Source organism: Rhodococcus sp. MS16 (assembly GCF_013277795.1).
In the GTDB taxonomy this organism is placed as follows: domain Bacteria; phylum Actinomycetota; class Actinomycetes; order Mycobacteriales; family Mycobacteriaceae; genus Rhodococcus_F; species Rhodococcus_F globerula.
In genome coordinates this window covers 1-22,974 of record NZ_VBTM01000030.1, presented here as the reverse complement: position 1 = coordinate 22,974, position 22,974 = coordinate 1, and the positions used below count along the sequence as shown (strand labels likewise).

The following is a 22,974-nucleotide window of genomic DNA, read 5'->3' as shown; positions in this document are numbered from 1 at the left end:
TCGCTTCGGGGATCATCGGCATGTAGATGGCGACGCGGTCGCCGGCGACGAGGCCGAGGTCGGTGAAAGTGTTTGCGGCGCGGCTGACTTCGGCGAGAAGGTCGTTGTAGGTCAGATCGCGGGAATCGCCCGGTTCGCCTTCGAAGTGAATGGCGACGCGGTCACCGTTGCCGGCGAGGACGTGGCGGTCGACGCAGTTGTAGGCGACATTCAACTGTCCGCCGACGAACCATTTCGCGACGGGGGCGTCGGTCCAGTCGAGGACGTCGGTCCATTTCTGGTGCCAGTGAAGGCGCTCAGCCTGATTCGCCCAAAAAGCAAGGCGGTCGGTATCTGCGGCAGCCTGCAGTTCCGGTCCCGCGTTGGCGGCCGCAGCGAACTCTGCGCTCGGCGGATATGCCTGGGGGACGTCCGTTTCGGCTGCGCTTGTCATGGCTGACGGCCTTCTTTCCACATTGATCGACACTTTTCTGACTCCGTGTGAGGGTAGTCACAAGCTCGCGCAAACGCACCGTTGCATCACGTTGCAACTCGTTGTCCTGCGACGATCGGTCGAATCGATGCGACGGGTGGTCGCTTCCGACGACGAATGAATGTGTCCGAATTGAATTACCCCCAAATTTTCAACAATGGGTGCGGTGCGCACTTCGAGGTTGATGTGTCTATTGTCAAACCATTATTCGACCGCAACTCGAAGTTACGTTCATCTTCAGTTGTAGGCGACACGACGCCGGCAGTTACGGTTGTCGGCAGGCCACGAGCATGCTCGGGGTCTATTAGATGTGGAAGGAACTCCTTTGCGTATCTCACGCATAGCGACCGGTGCGGTCGCGCTCGGAATGACGGCAGTGCTGATCACGGCATGTTCGTCCGACGATTCGTCGGGCGGATCGTCCAGCGGGGTCGTCAACGCCTGGGCGGGCGAGCCCCAGAATCCGTTGATCCCTACGAACACGGGCGAGAACATGGGCGGCCGCGTCGTCGACGCCGTATTTGCCGGCCTCGTTTCGTACACCGCCGCTGGTGGCACGGAGAACGAGGTGGCCGAGTCCATCGACAGTACGGATGGTCAGAACTTCACCGTCAAGCTCAAGGAGGGCTGGACCTTCACCGACGGCACCCCGGTCACCGCGAAGTCGTTCGTCGACGCGTGGAACTACGGCGCTCTCTCCACCAATGCTCAGATTCAGGCTTCGTTCTTCGATCCGATCAAGGGCTTCGACGAAGTTGCAGCCGAGGTCCCGACGGCGCAGACGATGTCGGGTCTGAAGGTAGTGGACGACTCCACCTTCACGATCGAACTCAAGCAGCCCGAATCGGCGTTCCCCGACCGCCTCGGCCACTCGGCGTACTACCCGCTGCCTGAGGTCGCTTACCAGGACATGACCGCGTTCGGTGAGAATCCGATCGGTAACGGTCCGTACAAGCTCGACGGAACGGGTGCGTGGCAGCACAACGTCCGTATCGACACGGTCGTGAACCCGGATTACAACGGCAACCGCAAGCCGAAGAACGCCGGCGTCGACTTCATCATGTACAACAGCCTCGACACGGCGTACACCGATCTCCTGGCCAACAATGTCGATGTTCTCGACCAGGTTCCGCCGAGCGCGGTCACGACCTTCGAGTCGGACCTGCCCGGACGCACGGTCAACCAGCCGTCGGCAACCATCGAATTGGTCACGATCCCGGGGCGCCTGCCGCACTTCAGCGGCGAAGAGGGCATGCTCCGCCGTCAGGCGATCTCGATGGCGATCAACCGCGATCAGATCACGCAGCAGATCTACAACAAGACCAGGACGCCTGCGCTCGACTTCACCAGTCCCGCAATCGAGGGTTGGAACGACTCGCTGACCGGAAACGGCAACGTGAAGTTCGATCCCGAGGCAGCCAAGGCTGCTTGGGCGAAGGCCGATGCAATTGCTCCGTGGTCGGGCAGCTTCGAGATCGCGTACAACTCCGATGGTGGACACCAGGAATGGGTCGACGCCACGTCGAACAGCATCCGCAACACCCTCGGCATCGACGCAAAGGGCAAGCAGTACCCCACCTTTGCTCAGATCCGTACCGAAGCCACCAACCGCACCATCCAGAGTGCATTCCGTGCCGGCTGGCAGGGTGACTACCCGCAGCAGTACGGCTTCCTGGCGCAGAACTACCAGACCGGTGGCAGCTCCAACGACGGTGACTACTCCAACCCCGAGTTCGACCGCCTCCTGCGCGAATCGGCCGGTCAGACCGATCAGGCGAAGGCTCAGGAACTGCTCGATCAGGCTCAGGAAGTCCTGCTCAAGGACCTGCCTGCAGTTCCGACGTGGTACCGCAACGCAGCGAGTGGATGGTCGGAGAACGTCTCCAACGTCACCATCAGCTGGAATGGTATTCCGGTCTACGAAGACATCGAAAAGAACTGACGCGTAGAACGATCCGCATCTGAAACGTGAGTTCGGGGTGGCAGGCGCTCTGCCTGCTGCCCCGAACTCGTGTTCACGTCGGATTGTCCGCTGACGTACACGATCATCGACAAGGAGGTGATCCGATGCTCTGGTACATCGGTCGCCGAGTGCTTCAAATGATCCCGGTTTTTCTCGGGGCCACTCTTCTGATCTACGCCATGGTCTTCTTGCTTCCCGGTGATCCGATTGCCGCGTTGGCGGGCGACAAGGCGCTCAGTCCGGCTGTTGCACAGCAGCTTCGGGAGCGCTACCACCTCGATCTCCCCTTCTATCAGCAGTACCTGCTGTACTTGAAGGGCATCTTCACGCTGGACTTCGGCACGTCGTTCTCCGGACGGCCTGTCAGTGAAGTTCTGGCACAGGCATTTCCGATCACGATGAAACTTGCCTTCATGGCACTGATCGTCGAGACGGTCTTCGGTGTCGGCTTCGGCCTCATCGCCGGCCTGCGTAAGGGCGGATTCTTCGACAGCACCGTCCTGCTGTTCAGCCTCGTTCTCATCGCCATCCCGATCTTCGTGATCGGCTTCCTGGCTCAGTTCTTCATCGGCGTCAAATGGGGCATCGTCCCGCCGACGGTCGGTGGCAACACCAGCTTCAAGAATCTCCTGCTCCCCGCCCTGGTTCTGGGTTCGGTCTCGTTTGCCTACGTACTGCGACTTACCCGAACGTCCGTGGCGGAGAACCTGAGTGCCGACTACGTGCGAACAGCCACCGCCAAGGGACTTTCCCGCGGACGAGTGGTTCGCGTGCACGTGTTGCGCAACTCGCTGATCCCCGTGGTCACCTTCCTGGGTGCCGACCTCGCGACGTTGATGGGCGGCGCCATCGTCACCGAGGGCATCTTCAACATCAACGGCGTCGGCGGCACGATCTACCAGGCGGTGACCAGAGGTGAAGCGCCGACGGTGGTTTCGTTTGTCACCATCCTGATCGTGATCTACCTGATCGCGAATCTGCTCGTCGACCTCTTGTACGCCGCGCTCGATCCGAGGATCCGCTATGTCTGAGACCGTGAAGACCGGACGTGCAGTCCGGCAAAGTCATTTCGTGGCACCGCCCGAAGTTGCGGCACCGGGGGAGACGGACGCCGTCAAGCTCGATCAGGCGCCGACGAGCATGTGGACCGACGCGTGGCGCGATCTGCGCAAGCGTCCCCTGTTCATCATCTCGACGATCATCATCCTCGCGGTCATCGTCATCGCAGCGTTTCCGAGCTTGTTCACGAGCACCGATCCGCGGTTCTGCGATCTGACCTACAGCATGCAGGGGCCGACCTCAGGGCACTGGTTCGGTTTCGATCGTCAGGGCTGTGACGTCTACTCGCGCACCATCTACGGTGCTCGCGCATCCGTACTCGTGGGCGTCGGCGTCACGGCGTCGGTGCTGGTGATCGGAGTGATCTTCGGTGCACTGTCCGGGTTCTACGGAGGCTGGACCGATTCGATTCTCTCCCGTGTCGCCGACATCTTCTTCGGTATCCCGCTGATCCTCGCTGCCATCGTTCTGATGCAGCTGTTCACCGATCGCACCATCTGGACCGTCGTCGGCGTCCTGGCGCTCTTCGGCTGGCCGCAGATGGCAAGAATTGCTCGTGGTGCGGTGATTTCGGCGAAGAACAACGATTACGTCATGGCTTCGGAAGCGTTGGGTGTCTCGAAGCTCAAGACCCTGATTCGCCACGTCATCCCGAACTCGTTGGCTCCCATCATCGTGGTGGCCACCATCTCGCTCGGCACGTACATCGTTGCCGAGGCGACGCTGTCCTTCCTCGGTATCGGGCTCCCGTCCACCGAGGTTTCGTGGGGCGGTGACATCAGCAACGCTCAGGTGACGCTGCGTCAGGGATCGACCATTCTGTTCTACCCGGCAACGGCTTTGGCGATCACCGTCCTCGGATTCATCATGATGGGTGACGCGCTGCGCGACGCCCTTGATCCCAAGTCGCGGAAGCGGTGAGCACGATGACCACCAAGGAAACTCTCACCTCGGAGGAAACTCCGCTGCTCGAGATTCGTGATCTCGAGGTGTCGTTCCAGTCCAATTCCGGTCCGGTTCCGGCAGTTCGAGGCGTCAGCCTGACCGTCTATCCGGGTCAGACGGTCGCCATCGTCGGCGAATCGGGTTCGGGTAAGTCCACTACCGCGCACTCGATCATCAATCTGCTTCCCGGCACCGGCAAGGTGACGGCAGGCGAGATCATCTTCGACGGCAAGGACATCTCGAAGGTCTCGGAGAAGGACTTCGTCCACATCCGGGGCAGCCAGATCGGTTTGGTTCCGCAGGACCCGATGTCGAATCTGAACCCGGTGTGGAAAGTGGGCTTCCAGATCGAGGAAGCACTGGCCGCCAACGGGATCGCCAAGGGCAAGGCAGCCAAGGTTCGCGCCGCGGAGTTGCTCGAGGAGGCAGGTCTCGCTGACGCCGAGAGCCGGCTGGGGCAGTACCCCCACGAGTTCTCGGGCGGTATGCGTCAGCGTGCGCTCATCGCGATCGGATTGTCAGCTCGTCCGAAACTCCTGATCGCGGACGAGCCGACGTCGGCGCTCGACGTCACGGTTCAGCGTCAGATTCTCGACCACCTCGACGGTCTGACAACGGAACTCGGCACCGCCGTTCTGCTCATCACCCACGATCTGGGGTTGGCCGCCGAGCGTGCCGAGCACCTGATCGTGATGAGCAAGGGTCGCATCGTCGAATCCGGTCCGGCACTGGAGATTCTGAAGCGACCGCAACACCCGTACACGCAGAAGCTGGTCGCTGCTGCGCCGTCGTTGGCGTCGAAGCGGCTCAGTTCGTCGGTGGCCCGCGCCGAGATTCGGGAACAGGCGGAAGAGGTCGCCGAAGCGGTCAAGGCCGAGGAAAGTACGGCAGAGTCCTTCGGCAAGGCGACCGACGACGTTCTTGTTGTCGATCATCTGACCAAGGTGTTCAAGCTGCGCAAGGGTTTCCGCAAGACCACCGACTTCACAGCTGTGAACGACGTGTCCTTCAAGGTCCGCCGCGGAACCACCACGGCGATCGTCGGCGAATCGGGTTCCGGTAAGTCGACGGTCGCGCAGATGGTTCTCGGTTTGCTCGAGCCCACTGCAGGCAACGTGGTCTTCGACGGTCAGGACGTGTCCGAACTCGGTGCGAAGGAAACTTTTGCGTTCCGTCGCCGAGTGCAGCCGATCTTCCAGAACCCTTACGGCACGCTCGACCCGATGTACTCGATCTACCGCACGATCGAAGAGCCGCTGCGTACCCACAAGGTCGGGACCAAAGCCGAACGTGAGGCTCGCGTCCGCGAACTTCTCGACAAGGTCGGTCTGCCCCAGTCGGTCATGCGACGGTTCCCGAACGAGCTGTCCGGTGGACAGCGTCAGCGCGTCGCAATTGCGCGAGCGTTGGCCTTGCAGCCGGAGGTCGTGATCTGCGACGAGGCGGTGTCCGCTCTCGACGTGCTCGTACAGGATCAGATCTTGACCCTGCTCAACGACCTGCAGGCAGAGTTCGGGTTGACGTACCTCTTCATCACGCACGACCTGGCCGTGGTTCGTCAGATCGCGGACAACGTGTTGGTGATGTCGCGTGGCTCGATCGTCGAATCGGCGCCGATCGACGACGTGTTCGGCAATCCGCAGCAGGACTACACACGCAAGTTGCTCGACGCGATTCCCGGTGGGTCCATCAAGCTGGGAAGCTGACGCAACAGGTAGGTAGGCAAGTCCACAGAGGGGCTGCAAGGGTACCGTCGTTGATCGTGACGGACCCCTTGCAGCCCCTCGTCGATCTTCCAGGCGTACGCGCCGCCGCTGATCACGCGCGCGACGCACTCGGTGAGGTGCATCGGCACAAAACCAACCGACGCGGATGGCCGACGACGGCTGCCGAAGCTGCAGTCCGCGCCGCTCGGGCATCGGCGTCTTTGGCGGGCGGGTCGACGGAGCTGCCGGCAGAGGGGATGGCCGGTGATCCGATTCTTGCCGGCGCCCTGCGGGTTGCGCAGGCGCTGGACGGTGACGGTCTGCCACTGATGGAGTCCACGTGGAAACGGGCGCCGCTGCAGGCTTTGGCCAGGTTGCACCTACTGGCGGCGGCAGATCTGGTCGAGGATCCTGACGAACTGGGACGACCTCGCATGGATCCGGGCGTCGGCGAGCGTCTCGACGCTCTCGCCCAACTGGTGACGGGTGGAACGTCGGCGCCGGCTCCGGTTCTTGCGGCAGTCGTGCACGGCGAATTGTTGGCACTGAGTCCGTTCGGTACCGCCGACGGCATTGTGGCGCGCGCCGCGTCCCGACTCGTCGCAGTCTCGTCCGGTTTGGATCCCCACAACCTCGGCGTCCCTGAGGTCAGTTGGCTGCGTAGGCCGCAGGCGTACGCCGATGGAGCCGCGGGATTTGCTTCCGGTCGTCCGGAAGGCGTCGGGAGTTGGGTAATTCTGTGTTGCGGCGCGCTTGAAGCTGGTGCTCGCGAGGCAACGTCGATTGCCGATGCCGCGAGTCCGAGCTAACCAACATCGGGCTGGTTCCACATCGGGCTCGTTCCACACACAAAACGGGCGGCGCTGCCGATTATCGACTTCGCCGCCCGTTAGCACGGACTACTCGTTACCAAGCGTGCTCGGTGGGTTGTGTGGATGGCCTCGGCGAGGGATCGCCATTTTGAGGTCGTCCCCGCAACTTGTGCGGAGTCCTCGCTCAAATTGAACGAATCTCGCAGGCCCACAACACTTCTGCCCTTATAGTGGCTTGTGCTCCGCGTGGGTGCCCTAGTGCCCGTGCTGGGAATCCGGGTTGGGGAAACGGTCCTTCTCTTCTGAGCCGTTCCTGGCCTTCCGTTCTTCCGTAACTCCTTTGTACCCTGTGTTGCGGCTCACAGCAAGTATCAATTTTTGTTTGTGTGCTTGAAGTTTCACCGTTTTCGGCGAAGTAGTGCAAACGTCACAACACCGGCTGTCACAGCTCCGATTCCGAGCGCTGCAGTAGTCGCCACAGCGGTGCCCGACTGTGCTGACAGCCGAGCGCGAAGCGAGACCGGATTCGAGAAAGTCAGTATGGGCCAACCATTTCCGGCTGCTGCCTTGCGAAGCGCGCGGTCGGGGTTGACGGCACTCGGATGCCCGACGGCCTCGAGCATCGGCAAGTCGGTGATCGAGTCGGAATAGGCGTAACTCGCGGAGAGGTCGTATCCGTACTCGGCTGCGAGTTTTTCCATGGCTTCCACTTTGCCGGGGCCGTAGCAGTAGAAGTCGACCTCGCCCGTGTAGTGCCCGTCCTCTTCCTTCATCGACGTCGCGACCGAGTGCGTTGCTCCCAGTGCGCGGGCGATCGGAGCGACGATCTCCTCGCCCGACGCGGACACCACGATGACATCGTGGCCGCGCACCTTGTGGTCGGCAATCAAGTCGGCGGCCTCGGCGTAGACGAGGGGGTCGACAATGTCGTGCAGAGTCTCCGCGACGATCGACTTGACCTGTTCCACATCCCAGCCGGCACACATCGCGGTGATGTGTGCGCGCAAGCGCTCCATCTGATCGTGATCGGCGCCCGAGAGCAGGAACAGGAACTGCGCGTAGCTGCTCTTGAGAACCGAGCGCCGGTTGATCAATCCTTGCGCGAAGAACGGTCTGCTGAAAGCCAACGTGCTGGATTTGGCTATGACGGTTTTGTCGAGGTCGAAGAAAGCGGCAGTCCGCCCGGTTGTCAGTCCATTCCCAAGCTTGTCGGTCACAGCTACCGAGGATAGTCCGACAGTCGGTTCGGTTGCGTCACCACAACCGGGAAATGAACGGCGACACTTACGAATCGCTGCTGTTCAGGCTTGCATTTCCCGGACATTTGCAGTGTAGGATTACGGCAGTTCGACTTGCTCGGACTGTGTTCAGCCCAACCCCCCGGGGCTGAACAGACAAGACAACCCCCGCCTCCCCCCAGGCGGGGGTTGTCCACTTTCTCGGGTACATCAACTCGGCTTCGTCAAGTGAGAGTTATCCACAGAACCCGAGTTGTCCACAGCTCGATTCGGGTATCTGTTCTTTACCGGCGACAACGCTCAGGCTCGTGCTCATGAACTCGAATGCTTCAGGGGAATCAGGGCATGTCGACGCGGATGTCCTTGTGTTGGTCGAAGATCCGCTGCTTCTTGCCAGCGTGCGGCGCGTCGTGGCTGCCGTTGATCAGTCGGCGGACGAGGGGCCACAACCGGTATCGCGCCAACAATGGAACAGGGCATCCGCGGTGGTGCTGGACATTGCACACGCGAAGGCGTGCTCGAGCCGCAACCCGAGGCGTTCACGCGTCTTCCTTGTCGGTGAGTCCGAACCGACGCTCGACGAGTGGAAATACGCGACCTCGATCGGCGCCCAGGCGGTATTCACACTGCCGGCGGACGAGAATGCGCTGGTTGCAGTGTTAGCCGAGCACTCGGTGAGCCGTGGCGAGGGCACAGTTGTTGCCGTTGTCGGCGCGTGTGGCGGAGCTGGTGCCTCGGTAAGCGCCGCGGCGATCGCCTTGGCGTCCGCCGCCCGTCGCATCCCGACGATGCTTGTCGACGTCGACGCACTTGGTTGCGGCGCGGACGTCGTGCTCGGTGTCGAAAATGTTCCAGGGTTGCGATGGGCGGCGTTGACGGTTGAGGGTGGGCGTTTGTCGGCGGATGCGCTTCGTGATGCTCTGCCCGCTCGCGGGCAGCACCTGCGGGTGCTCTCGTGCAGCCGCAGGGAGATTGGTGGTCCTTCGGTCACTGCGCTCGGGGCGGTGCTCGACGCCGGCCGACGATCCGGCGGTCTTGTCGTGTGCGATGTTTCCGGTTGTCGAGGGCTGGAGGGTGAGGCCGTATTGGAGGGTTCGGATGCCGTCGTGATGGTTGTTCCCGCGACGGTGGCAGCCTGCGTCGCTGCGGAGAAGGTGGGAATGTGGGCGGCGCAACATAATTCGAATATCGGGTTGTTGGTGCGCGGACCGGCTCCGGGTGGTCTGCGCGGGGCAGATGTTGCGACCATGCTCGGGTTGCCGTTGATCGCAGTTGTCCGGGGACACCGCTCGCTCGGGTCGATGCTCGAACGCGGCGGGCTGGAATTACGACGCAAGTGCGCGCTGACCCTCGGAGCGGACGCGGTGCTGGACGGACTCGCGGCGGGATCACGTTTCTGGAGTGCTGCAGCATGAGTGGGCTGGTCACGGCTGAACTGCTCGATCGGGTCCGCGATCGGTTGGCGGCGTCGACGGCCGCTGAGCCGACAGCGGCGACGGTCGCCGACGCCGTTCGGGCTGAGTCCGCCGGAGTGCTCGGTGATACAGATCTGCTCGAGGTCGTGCGAATTCTCCAGACCGAGCTGACCGGCGCCGGGCCGCTCGAGTCTTTGTTGCATGAACCAGGAGTCGCGGATGTCCTGGTGACTGCTCCTGACCAGGTGTGGGTCGATCGTGGGGTGGGACTGGAACGAACGAGCGTGAAATTTGCGGACGAGGCAGCGGTGCGACGCCTTGCTGCGCGTTTGGCCTTGTCGTCCGGAAGGCGACTCGACGACGCACAGCCGTGGGTCGACGGCCGGTTACGCGGAGTCGGCGACGGGCATTTCGGTGTCAGGTTGCACGCTGTTCTCGCGCCGGTCGCACAGGGGGGAACCTGCTTGTCGCTACGGGTGCTCAGACCTGCAACGCAAGGTCTTGACGCATTGTGCGCTCGCGGGGCGATCGAACCGGAGGCGCGTGCGCTGCTTGATCGAATCATCATGTGCCGTTTGGCTTTTCTTGTGATCGGTGGCACCGGTGCGGGGAAAACGACATTGCTGTCGGCTGTGCTCGGTGCGGTCGACCCCAGGGAACGGATCATCTGCGTCGAGGATGCGGCCGAGCTGGCTCCGCCACATCCGCATGTGGTTCGTCTGGTCGCACGCGCGCCGAACGTGGAGGGCGTCGGCGAGGTAGCGGTACGTGATCTCGTGCGACAGGCGTTGCGCATGCGACCCGACCGCATTGTCGTGGGCGAAGTGCGGGGAGCCGAGGTCATCGACCTTCTGACGGCCCTGAATACGGGCCATGACGGCGGGGCAGGCACCATCCACGCGAATTCGCCCGAGGAAGTGCCGGCGCGGTTGGAGGCCTTGGCCGCGTTGGGAGGAATGGATCGACATGCGTTGCACAGTCAACTTGCAGCCGCAGTCCAGGTGGTTCTACACGTGCATCGCTCCGCCGACGGTTCTCGGCGACTCGAGCAGATCGGGGTCATTAACCGCGGCGCAGACGGATTCGTACACATCAACCAGGCATGGCCGGCTGCTGGTCCGGGGCGCGATCAACTCGAAAGAATGCTGCGCCTCCGTGATCGGGACGGGCGCAGTGATCGGGACGGGCTGCCGGCATGAGCGCCACATTGCTGCTGTGCGCGCTGTCGGTGATGGTTGCTCCGACGGTGAATTCGCGTTCCAGGCTCCTCGAATTCGCAGATTCGCGGGGGAAGGCATCATTCACCGTGCCGTGGACGTTGATTGTCGCTGCACTGCCACTGGTACTGGGTGCGTTGTTCGGCGGTATCTCTGCATTGGTCGCTGCCGCGATTGCAGTGGGAACTGCGCTCTTTCGTGCTCGGCGGACGAAGGCATCGTTGGCAAGGGGCTCGGAACTGGCGTTGCTGCTTGCCGGATTGGAGGTCCTGATTGCAGAGTTGCGGATCGGTGCGCACCCGGCGTCCGCGTGTTCCATTGCCGGTGAGGAGTGCTCGGGCGCTGTGGGGGAAGTATTCCGTCGCGGTTCGGCGCGAGCTCGGTTGGGTGGCAGTGCAGCCGATGCATTCCGATCCGGTGGTTCGCTCGTCGACAGGGAGTTGGTGCGTGTTGCGTCAGCGTGGTCTGTCGCTGAACGATACGGTCTGGCGCTGGCCGAACTTCTAGGAGCTGTGCGGACGGATATGTTGGGTCGCAACCGTTTCCGTCAGCGCACCGAGGCCGGACTGGCCGGCGCGCGAGCTACCGCGACGGTACTGGCGGGGTTGCCGGTCCTCGGCATCGGATTGGGTGAGCTGATGGGGGCGGCGCCGTTGCAGGTGCTGTTCGGGGGTGGCGCGGGCGGAGTGATGCTGGTAGTCGGAACGGGGTTGGTAGCTCTCGGCCTCCTGTGGACCGACAAGATCACGTCGAAGGTTACCTCGTGATCTGGCTGGGATTAGTGACGATCGCGCTGTCGTTATGGATAGTTCCGGACACCCGAATGTCACTGCCACGCATGGCAACAATGCTCGACAGAAGTGCCGTGGATACAGTTCTGCCGGACGAGCCACCGGTCGGCGATCCTCTGGCAGTCGCAGCAAGTTTCGACCTTCTAGCTGCATGCCTTCGTGGCGGTTTACCGGTTGCCGAAGCAGTGGGGGCTGTTGCTGCTACTGCGCCGGCGCCGATGGACGCCGCTTTGCGGCGTGTATCGGATCTGCTCACCCTTGGCGCCGATCCGGATGTGGCCTGGGGCGAAGCTGCGTTGGATCCCGACACCGAATCACTTGCCCGACTGGCGCGCCGGTCGTCACGGTCGGGGACGACGCTGTCCGTCTCGATGGCGGAACTTGCAGAACGCCGTCGAGATGACGCGGAGGATGTTGCTGCCGCGTCCGCCGAACGCGCGGGCGTGCTGATCAGTGGTCCGCTCGGACTCTGTTTCCTGCCTGCGTTTCTCGCGCTGGGGATAGTGCCGGTGGTGATCGGATTGGCGTCGTCGGTACTCGGCGACGGGCTTATCTGAAAGAACCACGATTCTTCCGCGGCAGAACAACTGTCGTGGTCTTACAGGAGGGGAAAACGATGTTCGGAATGATGGGAAAGTTGTCAGCGAGGTTGACGTTGCTCGTCGCCGAGGACGACGGAATGTCCACGGCAGAGTATGCAATCGGGACCATTGCCGCCGCGGCGTTCGGAGCGGTTCTCTATTCGGTGGTCACCGGCGATTCCATTGTCACGGCGCTCACCGGGATTATCGACAAAGCGCTCAAGACAGCTGTGTGATGTTGTCCACGAGTAGCATCCGCGAGGCTGATGACGGTGCAGTCACGGTCGAGGCAGCAATTGCGCTCGCCTCGATGATCACTGTGGTGGTGCTGTGCGTCGGCGCGGTACTAGCGGTGACGATGCAGGTTCGGTGTGTGGATGCTGCTCGTGAGGCTGCGAGATTGACGGCCCGCGGGGATCGGGACAACGCGGTCACCACGTCGCGCCGAATCGCACCCTCCGACGCCCGGATTTCCGTGCAGATCGTGGACGGATTTGCCGTGGCGGTGGTGAGCGCCGACAGTGTTTTGCTGCCGATGTTGGACATCACCGCAGAAGCAGTCGCTGCTGTGGAACCCGGTGCGGACTGATGACTCTGCAGGCGGACGACGGTATCGCAACAGTGTTTTCGTGTATTGCGCTGGCCGGGATCGTCGCGGTGACGGGTGGGCTGCTGCACGTGGGTTCGGCGGTCACCGCTCGTCACACCGCCCAGTCGTCTGCGGATCTCTCGGCCTTGGCGGGGGCCGGAGCGCTCGAGCGCGGCGCGGAGGCAGGTTGCGCCGCGGCAATCGACGTTGCGACGCGGATGCGAACAGTACTCGCGGAGTGCACTGTCGAGGACTGGGATGTCATTGTTCAAGTGCGGGCGCCGGTATTGTTGTCCCGCTTCGGTATCGGCGATGCGGAGGCATCGGCGCGCGCTGGCCCTGTCGACTAGTCAGCTGATGGTGTCGATGACGGCCGTAAGGATCTTGACGGCGCCGTCCTTGTCGAGTGGATCGTTTCCGTTGCCGCACTTGGGGGAGTAGACGCACGAGGGGCAACCGTTGGCGCACTCGCACGAGGTAATTGCGTCGCGGGTTGCGGAAAGCCAGCGTGAGAGTTCACTGTGCCCCCGATCGGCAAATCCCGCGCCACCGGCGTGGCCGTCGTAGACGAACACGGTGGGCAGACCGGTGTCGGCGTGGATTGCCGTCGACACTCCGCCGATGTCGCCTCGGTCGCAGATGGCGACCAATGGCAGGAGTCCGATCGCTGCATGCTCTGCCGCATGCAGCGCCCCGGGGAACCGCTCGGGTGAGACGCCGACGGATTCGAGTAGTTCCGGTGTGACCGTGTACATCACGGCCCTGGTCTCCAGCGTATGTGCGGGCATATCCAATTCGATGGAATCGAGGACTTCGCCGGAGTTGAGGCGTCGGAGGTACCCCACAACCTGATGGGTCACTTCGACGCGCACGAGTGCGACGGTGATGTCGCCGTAATTCTTGTGTTCGAGTTGTTCGGTGATGATGATCTCGGTGGTTTCGCGCGCCGAGGTGGTCCAGTCCGGATTTTCCGCATGGACCAGTGCCAGACCGACTTCGAGGTCGAGTTCGTCCACCACGTACGCATCACCCTGGTGAATGTGGACCGCACCGGGGTGGACGGTGGCGGGTGCCCGTCCGGTGTCGACGGTTCCCAGCATCCGCCCGGATTCGCCGTCGACAATTGCTACTTGGGTGCCGATGCCGCCGCGGATGTCCAGTGAGCCGTGGGGGTTGGCGTCTGCCGTGATGAACCAACCGTGGGTGCGCCGCCGGATCTTGCCTTCTTCTGCGAGCTTGGTGAGGACGTCGATGGCTCCGAACGAGTCGACCTCGGCGTCGGAGAGCGGGAGTTCCATTGCTGCGCAGAGCAATTGTGGTCCCAGGATGTAGGGATTTCCGGGGTCCGTCACGGTTGCCTCGACGGGTTTCTCGAGGATGGCCGAAGGATGGTGAACAAGGTAGGTGTCGAGGGGATCGTCTCGGGCGATCAGGACCACCAGCGACCCCTCGCCGCGTCGACCGGAGCGTCCGGCCTGTTGCCAGAACGAGGCAACGGTCCCCGGGAAACCAGCTACGACAACGGCATCGAGCCCTGCGATGTCCACGCCCAGTTCGAGCGCGTTGGTTGTTGCCGCACCAAGCAGCGTGCCGTCCGCAAGTGCTGCTTCCAGTTCGCGGCGGTCTTCGGCGAGGTATCCCGCGCGGTACGAGGCGACTCGTTCGGCCAGATCGGTGTCGACTTCTGCGAGTAGCCGTTTGGTGGTCATGGCGGTCAGTTCCGCGCCGCGGCGTGAGCGTACGAAGGTGAGGGTGCGTGCGCCTTCGATCATCAGATCCGCCATGATCCGGGCGGCCTCGGCGCCGGCGGGGCGACGGACTGGACTGCCGTTCTCGCCGGTGAGTGCCGGCACGAGTGGAGGCTCCCAGAGTGCGACGGTTCGTGGCCCGTGGGGTGATCCGTCGTCGGTGACCTCGGTGCAATGCGCCCCGATCAACCGGGAAGCCGCTGTTCCGGGGTCTGCGGTGGTGGCGCTGGCCAGGATGAACGTGGGCTCGGCGCCGTATCGGGCCGCGATGCGTCGGAGTCGGCGAATGATGAGGGCGACATTCGATCCGAAGACACCGCGGTAGGAGTGGCATTCGTCCACGATCACGTATTTCAGATTGCGGAAGAAGTGCGCCCAGCGTTGATGGGTGCGGAGCAGAGAGATGTGCAGCATGTCGGGGTTCGTGAACAGCCAACGAGAGTTTTCACGCGCCCATGTGCGCAGCTCCTGTGACGTGTCCCCGTCGTACGCGCTCGGATTGGTTCCCCGTAGTTCGGCGTCGAAGTCGGTGAGGGACAGCACTGCCCGTAGTTGGTCGCTGCCGAGAGCTTTGGTGGGGGAGAGGTAGAGCGCGGTGGCAAGAGGGTCCGAAGCCATCGCGGTCAGGACGGGGAGTTGGTATGCCAGTGACTTTCCCGAGGCGGTGCCGGTGGCGACCACAACATGGTTTCCGCTGTGTGCAAGGTCTGCGGCAGTGCGCTGGTGGATCCACGGAGCGGTCACACTGTGCTCGTTCAGGGAACGGACCACGCTGGGGTGCAACCACTCCGGCCATTCGGCGAACCGGGCGCTGCGAGCAGGTAGTTGAGCGGTGAACGTCAGTGGATCTTCGTTCCCGCTCACGCCGGCGACGACGCGACCGAGGAGCATCTGTCCGTAGGTTTCGCTCGGCGCCGCGTCGGGATCAGGAATGCGGGAGGCTGCGTTCACGTGACTCTCCGGGATCGGCGTTCGGGTGTCCCGACAGTTCGAAACTGCCGTTACCTGCAGTTTTGATGATACGCATCGGCTGGCGGAAGTGGCGGCACGGGGTGGCGGCCGACTGCGGCGGGTCGAAGCCGGTGATATTCGGTAGCAAATTCTTAACGTATTTCGACTGTTGTGCACGCGCAGAACATGGTTGACTGACAACCGGTCGCAGCTTCTGTGTTCGTAGGCTTGAGAAAGTGCACGCTCGCAGGATCTTTTGTTGCGGACGTGGTGCTCTTGCCCTTTCCTGCGAGGATGCAAGCCTGGGGGGAAATCAGCTGGTACTGCGGCCGGAACGGGCCCGATGGATTGAATAAGCGCAGTTCATCGAATCCGGTGTTAGAAAGAGAAGGAAAAGCATGGCACAGGGCACTGTGAAGTGGTTCAACGCTGAAAAGGGCTTCGGCTTCATCGCTCCCGAAGACGGTTCCGCAGACGTCTTCGTTCATTACTCCGAGATCCAGGGCAACGGTTTCCGTACCCTCGAGGAGAACCAGCGTGTGGAGTTCGAGGTAGGGCAGGGCAACAAGGGGCCCCAGGCGACAGGCGTTCGCGCGGTCTGATTCTTCCGAGCTGGACACGGTCTGTCCCTCGTTGCCTCGCCGCAATGGGGGACAGACCTTTTCGTAATAGGTCCCATTATTTATGCCGCAACGGTCCTCGTGCCCTACGTTGCACTCTGTGAGCCAACTGTCCTTTTTCTCCGCCGAGTCGATTCCCCCTGCCGTGACAGACCTGGCCGGCATGCTGGCCGGACACGGTCAGGTGGTGACAAACGAAGATCGTGCTCGGATCTCGATCGTCGTAGATCGAGACTGGCGGGCCCAGGCCATTGCCGAGCTGATCGCACAATGCGGACTCGGCGCGGAAGTGACGCGTAGTGATGAAGGAAGCCCGCTCGTCCGAACTCAGGCGACGCCGGCCCTGCTGCCCCTGTCCGTGCAGTGGACCAAAGGTGCCGTGAAGTCCGTCCCGGCTGGATGGGTTCCGAATCCCCGCCAGCTCCGGGTCTGGGCAGTCTCGTCCGGCAGGATGGAAGAGGACGGCGAACGCTTCGTTTTCGGCCTCGATCCGCACGCGACTCAGACTCACGCGCCGTTGGCGCAAGCCTTGATGCGAGTGGGTATCGCACCTACTCAGCTGGGCAACCGGACGCCCGGTCCAGGGCTTCGTATCGCCGGCAAGAAGCGACTGACCAAGCTCGTCGAATACCTGGGCGAGGCACCCCGTCACGTGGACGTCGAAGCGGCCTGGCCACAAATCTGACCGTGTCCATACTGTACTGATCTGCACGAATGTCGTGCGGGTATGTCACTCTGTAAAGAGAGACACGGGGTATAACTTGCTCCACACGTCTAGTTCTGAAGAACTGCCGACGGCAGTGATCGTCCAAAGGAAGGTTCGGGCAGCAGGTGGCTAAAGCGGACAACGGCAGCGGTCAGGGAGCGTCCGGTAACCCTCGTCGCCTCGTGATCGTCGAGTCACCGACCAAGGCGCGCAAAATCGCTCCTTACCTCGGTAAGGACTACGTAGTCGAGGCATCGGTCGGTCACATTCGCGACCTGCCGCGCGGCGCAGCGGATGTTCCGGCCAAGTACAAGGGCGAGCCGTGGGCCCGTCTCGGCGTCAACGTCGATCACGACTTCGAGCCGCTCTACGTCGTCAGCCCGGAGAAGAAGGGCAAGGTCGCCGAACTCAAGTCACTCTTGAAGGACGCTGACGAACTCTTCCTCGCAACTGACCCCGACCGCGAGGGTGAGGCCATTGCGTGGCATCTCCTCGAGACCCTGAAGCCCAAGATTCCGGTTCGTCGAATGGTCTTCCACGAGATCACCGAACCGGCAATTCGGGCTGCTGCCGAAGACACCCGTGAGCTCGACATCGACCTCGTCGACGCTCAGGAAACCCGCCGTATCCTCGACCGTCTCTACGGTTACGAGGTCAGCCCGGTGCTCTGGAAGAAGGTCATGCCGAGGCTCTCGGCGGGCCGCGTCCAGTCGGTTGCTACGCGTGTCATCGTGCAGCGTGAGCGTGAGCGCATGGCGTTCAAGTCGGCTTCGTACTGGGACATCTCCGCCACGCTTGATGCCGGCGCCGACGCCAGCCCACGCAGTTTCGGTGCGCGTCTTGTCTCGGTCGACGGTTCCCGCGTTGCTTCCGGTCGCGATTTCGGACCGGACGGAAAGCTCAAGGGCAGTGCCGTCACTGTGCTGGACGAGGCGTACGCGCGTCGACTGGCCGAGGCTTTGCACGGCGTCGACCTCACGGTTTCGTCTGCAGAAGACAAGCCGTACACCCGTAAGCCGTATCCGCCGTTCATGACGTCGACGCTGCAGCAGGAGGCCGGTCGCAAGCTTCGCTTCACGTCCGAGCGGGCCATGCGTATCGCGCAGCGTCTGTACGAAAACGGCTACATCACCTACATGCGAACCGACTCGACGACGCTGTCCGAGTCGGCGATCGCTGCTGCTCGTGCGCAGGCCACCGAGTTGTACGGCCCGGAGTACGTCCATCCGACGCCGCGTCAGTACACCCGCAAGGTCAAGAACGCGCAGGAAGCGCACGAGGCAATTCGTCCGGCCGGCGATGTGTTCCAGACGCCGGGGCAGTTGCACTCCAAGCTCGACGCCGACGAGTTCAAGTTGTACGAACTCATCTGGCAGCGCACCGTGGCTTCGCAGATGGCCGACGCTCGGGGCAACACGCTGACGCTTCGCATTTCCGGCACGGCCGGCACGGGTGAGGACTGCACGTTCTCCGCGTCCGGTCGCACCATCGTGTTTGCGGGCTTCCTCAAGGCTTACGTCGAGAGCGTCGACGAAGAGGCAGGCGGTCAGTCCGACGATGCCGAATCCAGGCTTCCGATACTGGTCAAGGGCCAGGAAGTCACGGCAACCAAGCTCGATCCCGACGGTCACAGCACCAACCCGCCGGCGCGGTACACCGAAGCCAGCCTGATCAAGACTCTGGAAGAGCTCGGTATCGGCCGACCGTCGACGTATTCGTCGATCATCAAGACCATCCTCGACCGCGGATACGTCTACAAGCGGGGCAGCGCACTGGTTCCGGCGTGGGTTGCCTTCGCCGTGGTCGGTCTGCTCGAGGCGCACTTCGGCCGGTTGGTCGACTTCGATTTCACCGCAGGCATGGAAGACGACCTCGACGCTATTGCCGGTGGACGTGAGCAGCGCGGTAACTGGCTGAGCAGCTTCTACTTCGGTGGCGAGCACGGTGCCGAAGGTTCGGTCGCCCGCGAAGGCGGCCTCAAGAAGATGGTCGGCGTCAATCTCGAGGAGATCGACGCCCGCGAGGTCAACTCCATCCGGCTGTTCGACGACGCCGAGGGTCGTGAGGTTCACGTACGCGTCGGCCGCTTCGGCCCGTACCTCGAGCGCATGGTTCAGAATCCGGACGACCCCGAAGGCGATCTGATCTCGCAGCGGGCCAATCTTCCCGATGACCTGCCGCCGGACGAGCTCACCCCCGAGTACGCCGAGAAGCTGTTCGCGACGCCTCAAGAAGGTCGCAAGCTGGGCGTCGATCCTCTGACCGGAAACGAGATCGTCGCGAAGGAGGGCCGCTTCGGTCCTTACGTGACGGAGATTCTCCCCGAGCCCCCGGCCGAGCCGGAGCCGGACATCGTGCCCGTTCCGGAACCGGAAGAGGTCAGCGCGGGAACCACCAAGACTGCGGTGAAGAAGGCCGCAGCCAAGAAGGCTCCCGCGAAGAAGGCTGCGAAGAAGGTTGCGGGCCCCAAGCCACGCACCGGATCGTTGCTCAAGTCCATGGACTTGGCGACGGTCACCTTGGAGGATGCACTTCGGTTGCTGTCCCTTCCGCGCGTCGTGGGTGTCGATCCCGAGAGCAAGGAAGAGATCACCGCTCAGAACGGCCGATACGGTCCGTATCTGAAGAAGGGCACCGACTCGCGTTCCCTGGCCGACGAAGAGCAGATGTTCACGGTTACCCTCGACGACGCGCTCAAGATCTACGCCGAGCCCAAGCGACGTGGACGTCAGGCGTCGGCTACTCCGCCGCTGCGTGAGCTGGGTGTCGACCCGGTCAGTGAGAAGCCGATGGTGATCAAGGACGGCCGTTTCGGTCCGTACGTCACCGACGGTGAGACCAACGCCAGCCTGCGCAAGGACGATGCCGTCGAATCCATCTCGGATGCTCGTGCGTCGGAGTTGCTCGCTGACCGTCGTGCCCGCGGACCGGTGAAGAAGAAGGCCGCTGCGAAGAAAGCCCCGGCGAAGAAGGCCGCTGCGAAGAAGACCGCCGCCAAGAAGGCCCCGGCCAAGAAAGCGGCTGCCAAGAAGGCTCCGGCGAAGAAGGACTGAGCCGGACTCGTCGGTGCCGACGGTTAAGGTTTTTGCATGAGTAGTGATGTGACCGAACGTGGTGTGTTCGGTCGGCTGGTAGGTCAGCACGACGTCGAGCAGAGTTTGCGAGCCGCCGCGCTGTCCGCCAGAGGCGACTCCAGCGGATCCGATATGACCCATGCGTGGCTCTTCACGGGGCCTCCCGGATCCGGGCGGTCCGTGGCGGCGCTGTGCTTTGCCGCAGCCCTGCAGTGCACGTCCGACGGCGAACCGGGATGCGGGCAGTGCCATGCGTGCACAACCACGATGGCGGGAACCCATGGTGACGTACGACGGATCATTCCCGACGGATTGAGCATCAGCGTCAAAGGCATGCGCGAGATCGTCAATATCGCGTCGCGCAGGCCAACGACCGGTCGTTGGCAGGTCATCGTCGTCGAGGACGCGGATCGATTGACCGAGGGCGCGGCCAATGCGCTCTTGAAAGTTGTCGAGGAGCCGCCGGACCGCACGGTGATCCTGCTCTGTGCTCCCACCACGGACCCAGAGGACATGTCGGTCACACTCCGTTCGCGATGCCGGCACTTGGCTCTCGTGACGCCGTCTGTCGAGTCGATCGCCCAGGTGTTGATCGGGCGCGACGGATTGGCTCCCGACCAGGCGAGATTTGCCGCATCGATCAGCGGTGGTCACGTCGGCCGAGCGCGACGCTTGGCTACCGACGATGTCGCGCGGGACGAACGTGCGCGGTCGCTCCGGCTTGCCTTTGATGCCGCGTCCGCATCGACGGCGTACAAAGCAGCCGAAAACCTGGTGAAGTCGATCGAGTCCGAAACCAAGACACTCTTCACCGACGTCAAGGAACGTGAACTCGAAGAACTGAAGGTCTCGCTCGGCGGCGGCGGAACCGGTAAGGGCACAGCCGGCACGCTCCGAGGGTCTGCCGGATTGATCAAGGAACTCGAAGCGCGGCAGAAATCGAGGGATACGCGGGCCAAGCGTGATCTTCTCGACCGGACGCTGATCGATCTTGCCGGCATGTACCGCGACGCCTTGTCGTACGCGTTGGGGTCGTCGTCCACGTCCACTCATCCTGATATGGCCGAGCGGGCATCCGATCTGGCATCGCGGACGTCACCGGAAGGTCTACTGAAGTGCATCGAAGCAGTGCTGGCATGCCGCGAAGCCGTCGATTTCAACGTCAAGTTGCAGTGGGCTCTCGACGCGATGGTTGCGAGTATCGGCGAAGCCTTCCGACCCCCGTTTTCGCGTTCCGGGGGTTGACCAGTTAGACTCGCCATCGCCGAAAGGCACGCTGCCTTAGCTCAGTCGGTAGAGCATTTCACTCGTAATGAAAAGGTCGAGAGTTCGATTCTCTCAGGCAGCTCGGCCAAGAGCCCCGTACCAGGAAATTCTGGTGCGGGGCTCTTGTCGTTTACCGGTAAATACTCGATGCCCCGTTTATCCTGATCCTGCGTACACGCGCCTGAGCAGGGGAGAATCGCCATGTCGGAGCAGAACTGGGGATCTGGCGAGCAGCCGAACCAGCCACCGCAGTACGGGCAGCAACCGCAGTACGGACAGCCACCTCAGTACGGGCAGATGCCTCCCGTGTCGTCGCAGGGATATGGGCCTCCGCAACCTGCCTACCCGTACGCCTCCTGGATTTCGCGTGTCGGCGCGTATTTGCTCGATTACCTCATCGTGCCGCTACCTGGCGTGATCGTCGCGATCATCGGCGCGGTGATCGCGTTCTCGGGAGCGGAGGTCACCACGTATGACGACGGAACCGTCACTACGGAAGGTGCAAATTCGGTCGGCCTCTTGGTCATCGGGATCGGGATTGTTCTGACCCTCCTGATCGAGGTCTGGAACTACGTCTTCCGTCAGGGCAATACCGGCCAGTCATTGGGGAAGAAGTGGCTGGGCATCTCCGTGGTTCGAGAGTCCGACGGTGTTCCGCTGGGACCACCCATGGCTCTCCTGCGATGGATATTGGAAGCGATCCTCGGCGGAGCGTGCTTCCTCAACTACTTGTGGCCGCTCTGGGATTCGAAGAGCCAGTGCTGGCACGACATGATTGTTCGCTCAGTCGTTATTCGAGCGAGATAGAACGGGTTCGCGTGGCCGCAGCTGTCGGTGGCCACCAGCTTCTACAGTGGATCGTATGAAGACCGAGACCTCCGCAGTGCGGGGCTGGCGGGCGCTGAGCGCTCCGGCCGGCGTCGCTGCAGTGGGGGTCTCGGCTTTTGTGCTTTTGCACGTCCGAGATCCGCACAATTCCGGAAGCTACGGGGTCTGTCCCATGTATGCGGTGACAGGTCTGTGGTGCCCGGCGTGTGGTGGCCTTCGAGCAGTCAATGACCTGACGCATCTCGATATCGGTGCGTCGTTGTCGAGCAATGTGTTGATCGTTCCGTTGATCGCGGTACTGGTTGTCGCGTGGGGGCGGTGGGTTGTGCGCAGATGGAACGGGTTGACCGATCGGATGATCGTGCTTGCGCCGGCAATGACAATCGCGGTGCTCGGAACGCTTGTTGCCTTTACGGTTGTGCGGAACATCCCTTGGGGTAGCTGGCTAGCGCCGGCCTGAATTTGAGTGAGGTCGAAATGGCAATGCAGGTTTTCTCACTGATCGTGCTTCTCGGTGCACTGATCGTCTTGATCCCGACAGCCAGACGGGTCTTCGGCAAGAAGGATGACGAGTAAGTACTCGACATCGTCTGGTCTGAGGCACATGCTGGCGGTATGGCTGATTCGTTGAAGGCCCGCGTGCGCGAGAAGTTGTTGCGCCAACTCTCCGAGGATGGCCGACGCCCGATTCACGATGCAGAAGGTGACGATTCCCGATTGTTGTCGGTGTCGGACGACCTCGAAGCCCTCGAATTGGCGCAAGAGGGAGATCCGATCATCGAAGAACTGGCGCAGAGGTACTGGGTTCCCTGAAGTTTACAAAGCGCAGCGCTGTGACCAGGCGATTTGGTGTTGTGTTGATCTTCGCGTAACTTATTCCAGGTCAGAGCGACACGGACACCGACTCCCACCTGCGAGGGTGAGTGACACGAGGTTGTACGAAGTGCCTGGCGAACACTCCAGTTAGTTTCGAAGATCAGCCCGGTTTGCGCC

General features: G+C 62.5%; 22 protein-coding genes and 1 tRNA gene. 20 read left to right on the top strand and 3 right to left on the bottom strand.

The window, feature by feature from the left end; genetic code table 11:
* Positions 1–433, bottom strand: a 433-nt coding sequence (locus FEZ60_RS32015; protein ID WP_172937930.1) for an acetyl-coenzyme A synthetase N-terminal domain-containing protein, incomplete at its 3' end; no start/stop codon positions are given.
* 364 nt (positions 434–797) lie between these two features.
* On the opposite strand from FEZ60_RS32015, the gene FEZ60_RS32010 reads away from it, so the two are divergent.
* The 5 genes from FEZ60_RS32010 (at position 798) to FEZ60_RS31990 (ending at position 6,954) form a co-directional block, all read left to right on the top strand.
* Entirely contained in the window at positions 798–2,414 is a 1,617-nt protein-coding gene (locus FEZ60_RS32010; RefSeq protein WP_033235976.1) for an ABC transporter substrate-binding protein, read from the top strand.
* 125 nt (positions 2,415–2,539) lie between these two features.
* A complete protein-coding gene (locus tag FEZ60_RS32005) occupies positions 2,540–3,466 on the top strand; it encodes an ABC transporter permease (protein WP_033235977.1) in 927 nt (308 codons plus the stop codon).
* Positions 3,459–4,415 carry an ABC transporter permease gene (locus FEZ60_RS32000; RefSeq protein WP_019746638.1) on the top strand — a complete coding sequence of 319 codons (957 nt, stop codon included), beginning with the start codon at positions 3,459–3,461 and terminating at the stop codon, positions 4,413–4,415. Before FEZ60_RS32005 ends, FEZ60_RS32000 begins: the two co-directional genes overlap by 8 nt.
* A 5-nt stretch (positions 4,416–4,420) precedes the next feature.
* On the top strand, positions 4,421–6,145 hold the full coding sequence (locus tag FEZ60_RS31995) for an ABC transporter ATP-binding protein (RefSeq protein ID WP_106939760.1): 1,725 nt from the start codon (positions 4,421–4,423) through the stop codon (positions 6,143–6,145).
* A 56-nt stretch (positions 6,146–6,201) separates the two neighbouring features.
* Positions 6,202–6,954, top strand: a complete 753-nt coding sequence (locus tag FEZ60_RS31990) for a hypothetical protein (RefSeq protein ID WP_033235946.1) — start codon at positions 6,202–6,204, stop codon at positions 6,952–6,954.
* Between the two features lie 401 nt (positions 6,955–7,355).
* Here FEZ60_RS31990 and FEZ60_RS31985 read toward each other — a convergent pair whose 3' ends face one another.
* A complete protein-coding gene (locus FEZ60_RS31985) occupies positions 7,356–8,174 on the bottom strand; it encodes an HAD-IB family hydrolase (protein WP_033235947.1) in 819 nt (272 codons plus the stop codon).
* Between the two features lie 335 nt (positions 8,175–8,509).
* On the opposite strand from FEZ60_RS31985, the gene ssd reads away from it, so the two are divergent.
* From ssd to FEZ60_RS31950, 7 genes are all read left to right on the top strand, one after another.
* Positions 8,510–9,610 (top strand): septum site-determining protein Ssd, encoded by a 1,101-nt coding sequence (gene ssd / locus FEZ60_RS31980; RefSeq protein ID WP_172937929.1) that lies wholly within the window; start codon positions 8,510–8,512, stop codon positions 9,608–9,610.
* On the top strand, positions 9,607–10,809 hold the full coding sequence (locus FEZ60_RS31975; protein WP_045066569.1) for a TadA family conjugal transfer-associated ATPase: 1,203 nt from the start codon (positions 9,607–9,609) through the stop codon (positions 10,807–10,809). The genes ssd and FEZ60_RS31975 overlap by 4 nt, the downstream gene beginning before the upstream one ends.
* Positions 10,806–11,594, top strand: coding sequence for a type II secretion system F family protein (locus tag FEZ60_RS31970; RefSeq protein WP_172937928.1), 789 nt, complete (start codon positions 10,806–10,808; stop codon positions 11,592–11,594). The genes FEZ60_RS31975 and FEZ60_RS31970 overlap by 4 nt, the downstream gene beginning before the upstream one ends.
* 56 nt (positions 11,595–11,650) lie before the next feature.
* The gene (locus FEZ60_RS31965; RefSeq protein ID WP_172937932.1) at positions 11,651–12,175 is read left to right on the top strand and encodes a type II secretion system F family protein; all 525 of its coding nucleotides are present in this window, start codon (positions 11,651–11,653) and stop codon (positions 12,173–12,175) included.
* A gap of 68 nt (positions 12,176–12,243) precedes the next feature.
* The gene (locus tag FEZ60_RS31960; RefSeq protein ID WP_172937931.1) at positions 12,244–12,435 is read left to right on the top strand and encodes a DUF4244 domain-containing protein; all 192 of its coding nucleotides are present in this window, start codon (positions 12,244–12,246) and stop codon (positions 12,433–12,435) included.
* The gene (locus FEZ60_RS31955) at positions 12,435–12,788 is read left to right on the top strand and encodes a TadE family type IV pilus minor pilin (RefSeq protein ID WP_172937927.1); all 354 of its coding nucleotides are present in this window, start codon (positions 12,435–12,437) and stop codon (positions 12,786–12,788) included. Before FEZ60_RS31960 ends, FEZ60_RS31955 begins: the two co-directional genes overlap by 1 nt.
* Positions 12,788–13,138, top strand: coding sequence for an Rv3654c family TadE-like protein (locus FEZ60_RS31950; RefSeq protein ID WP_033235952.1), 351 nt, complete (start codon positions 12,788–12,790; stop codon positions 13,136–13,138). The genes FEZ60_RS31955 and FEZ60_RS31950 overlap by 1 nt, the downstream gene beginning before the upstream one ends.
* On the opposite strand, the gene FEZ60_RS31945 is transcribed toward FEZ60_RS31950, so the two are convergent.
* Positions 13,139–15,427, bottom strand: coding sequence for a DEAD/DEAH box helicase (locus tag FEZ60_RS31945; RefSeq protein WP_095888115.1), 2,289 nt, complete (start codon positions 15,425–15,427; stop codon positions 13,139–13,141).
* Between the two features lie 458 nt (positions 15,428–15,885).
* Here FEZ60_RS31945 and FEZ60_RS31940 point away from each other — a divergent pair, with 458 nt between their 5' ends.
* From FEZ60_RS31940 to FEZ60_RS31905, 8 genes are all read left to right on the top strand, one after another.
* Positions 15,886–16,089, top strand: coding sequence for a cold-shock protein (locus tag FEZ60_RS31940; RefSeq protein WP_033235953.1), 204 nt, complete (start codon positions 15,886–15,888; stop codon positions 16,087–16,089).
* A gap of 118 nt (positions 16,090–16,207) precedes the next feature.
* Positions 16,208–16,792: a hypothetical protein gene (locus tag FEZ60_RS31935; RefSeq protein WP_045066883.1), complete on the top strand. Its 585-nt coding sequence runs from the start codon at positions 16,208–16,210 to the stop codon at positions 16,790–16,792.
* Positions 16,793–16,938: 146 nt separating this feature from the next.
* Entirely contained in the window at positions 16,939–19,866 is a 2,928-nt protein-coding gene (gene topA, locus FEZ60_RS31930) for a type I DNA topoisomerase (RefSeq protein ID WP_033235954.1), read from the top strand.
* 36 nt (positions 19,867–19,902) lie between these two features.
* Positions 19,903–21,132, top strand: a complete 1,230-nt coding sequence (locus FEZ60_RS31925; protein WP_033235955.1) for a DNA polymerase III subunit delta' — start codon at positions 19,903–19,905, stop codon at positions 21,130–21,132.
* Between the two features lie 30 nt (positions 21,133–21,162).
* Positions 21,163–21,235 (top strand) — tRNA-Thr (locus tag FEZ60_RS31920).
* 119 nt (positions 21,236–21,354) lie between these two features.
* A complete protein-coding gene (locus FEZ60_RS31915; RefSeq protein ID WP_033235956.1) occupies positions 21,355–21,960 on the top strand; it encodes an RDD family protein in 606 nt (201 codons plus the stop codon).
* A 55-nt stretch (positions 21,961–22,015) separates the two neighbouring features.
* Positions 22,016–22,441 carry a DUF2752 domain-containing protein gene (locus FEZ60_RS31910; protein ID WP_172937926.1) on the top strand — a complete coding sequence of 142 codons (426 nt, stop codon included), beginning with the start codon at positions 22,016–22,018 and terminating at the stop codon, positions 22,439–22,441.
* Positions 22,442–22,596: 155 nt separating this feature from the next.
* Positions 22,597–22,794, top strand: a complete 198-nt coding sequence (locus FEZ60_RS31905; RefSeq protein ID WP_033235958.1) for a hypothetical protein — start codon at positions 22,597–22,599, stop codon at positions 22,792–22,794.
* Positions 22,795–22,974: the final 180 nt, after the last annotated feature.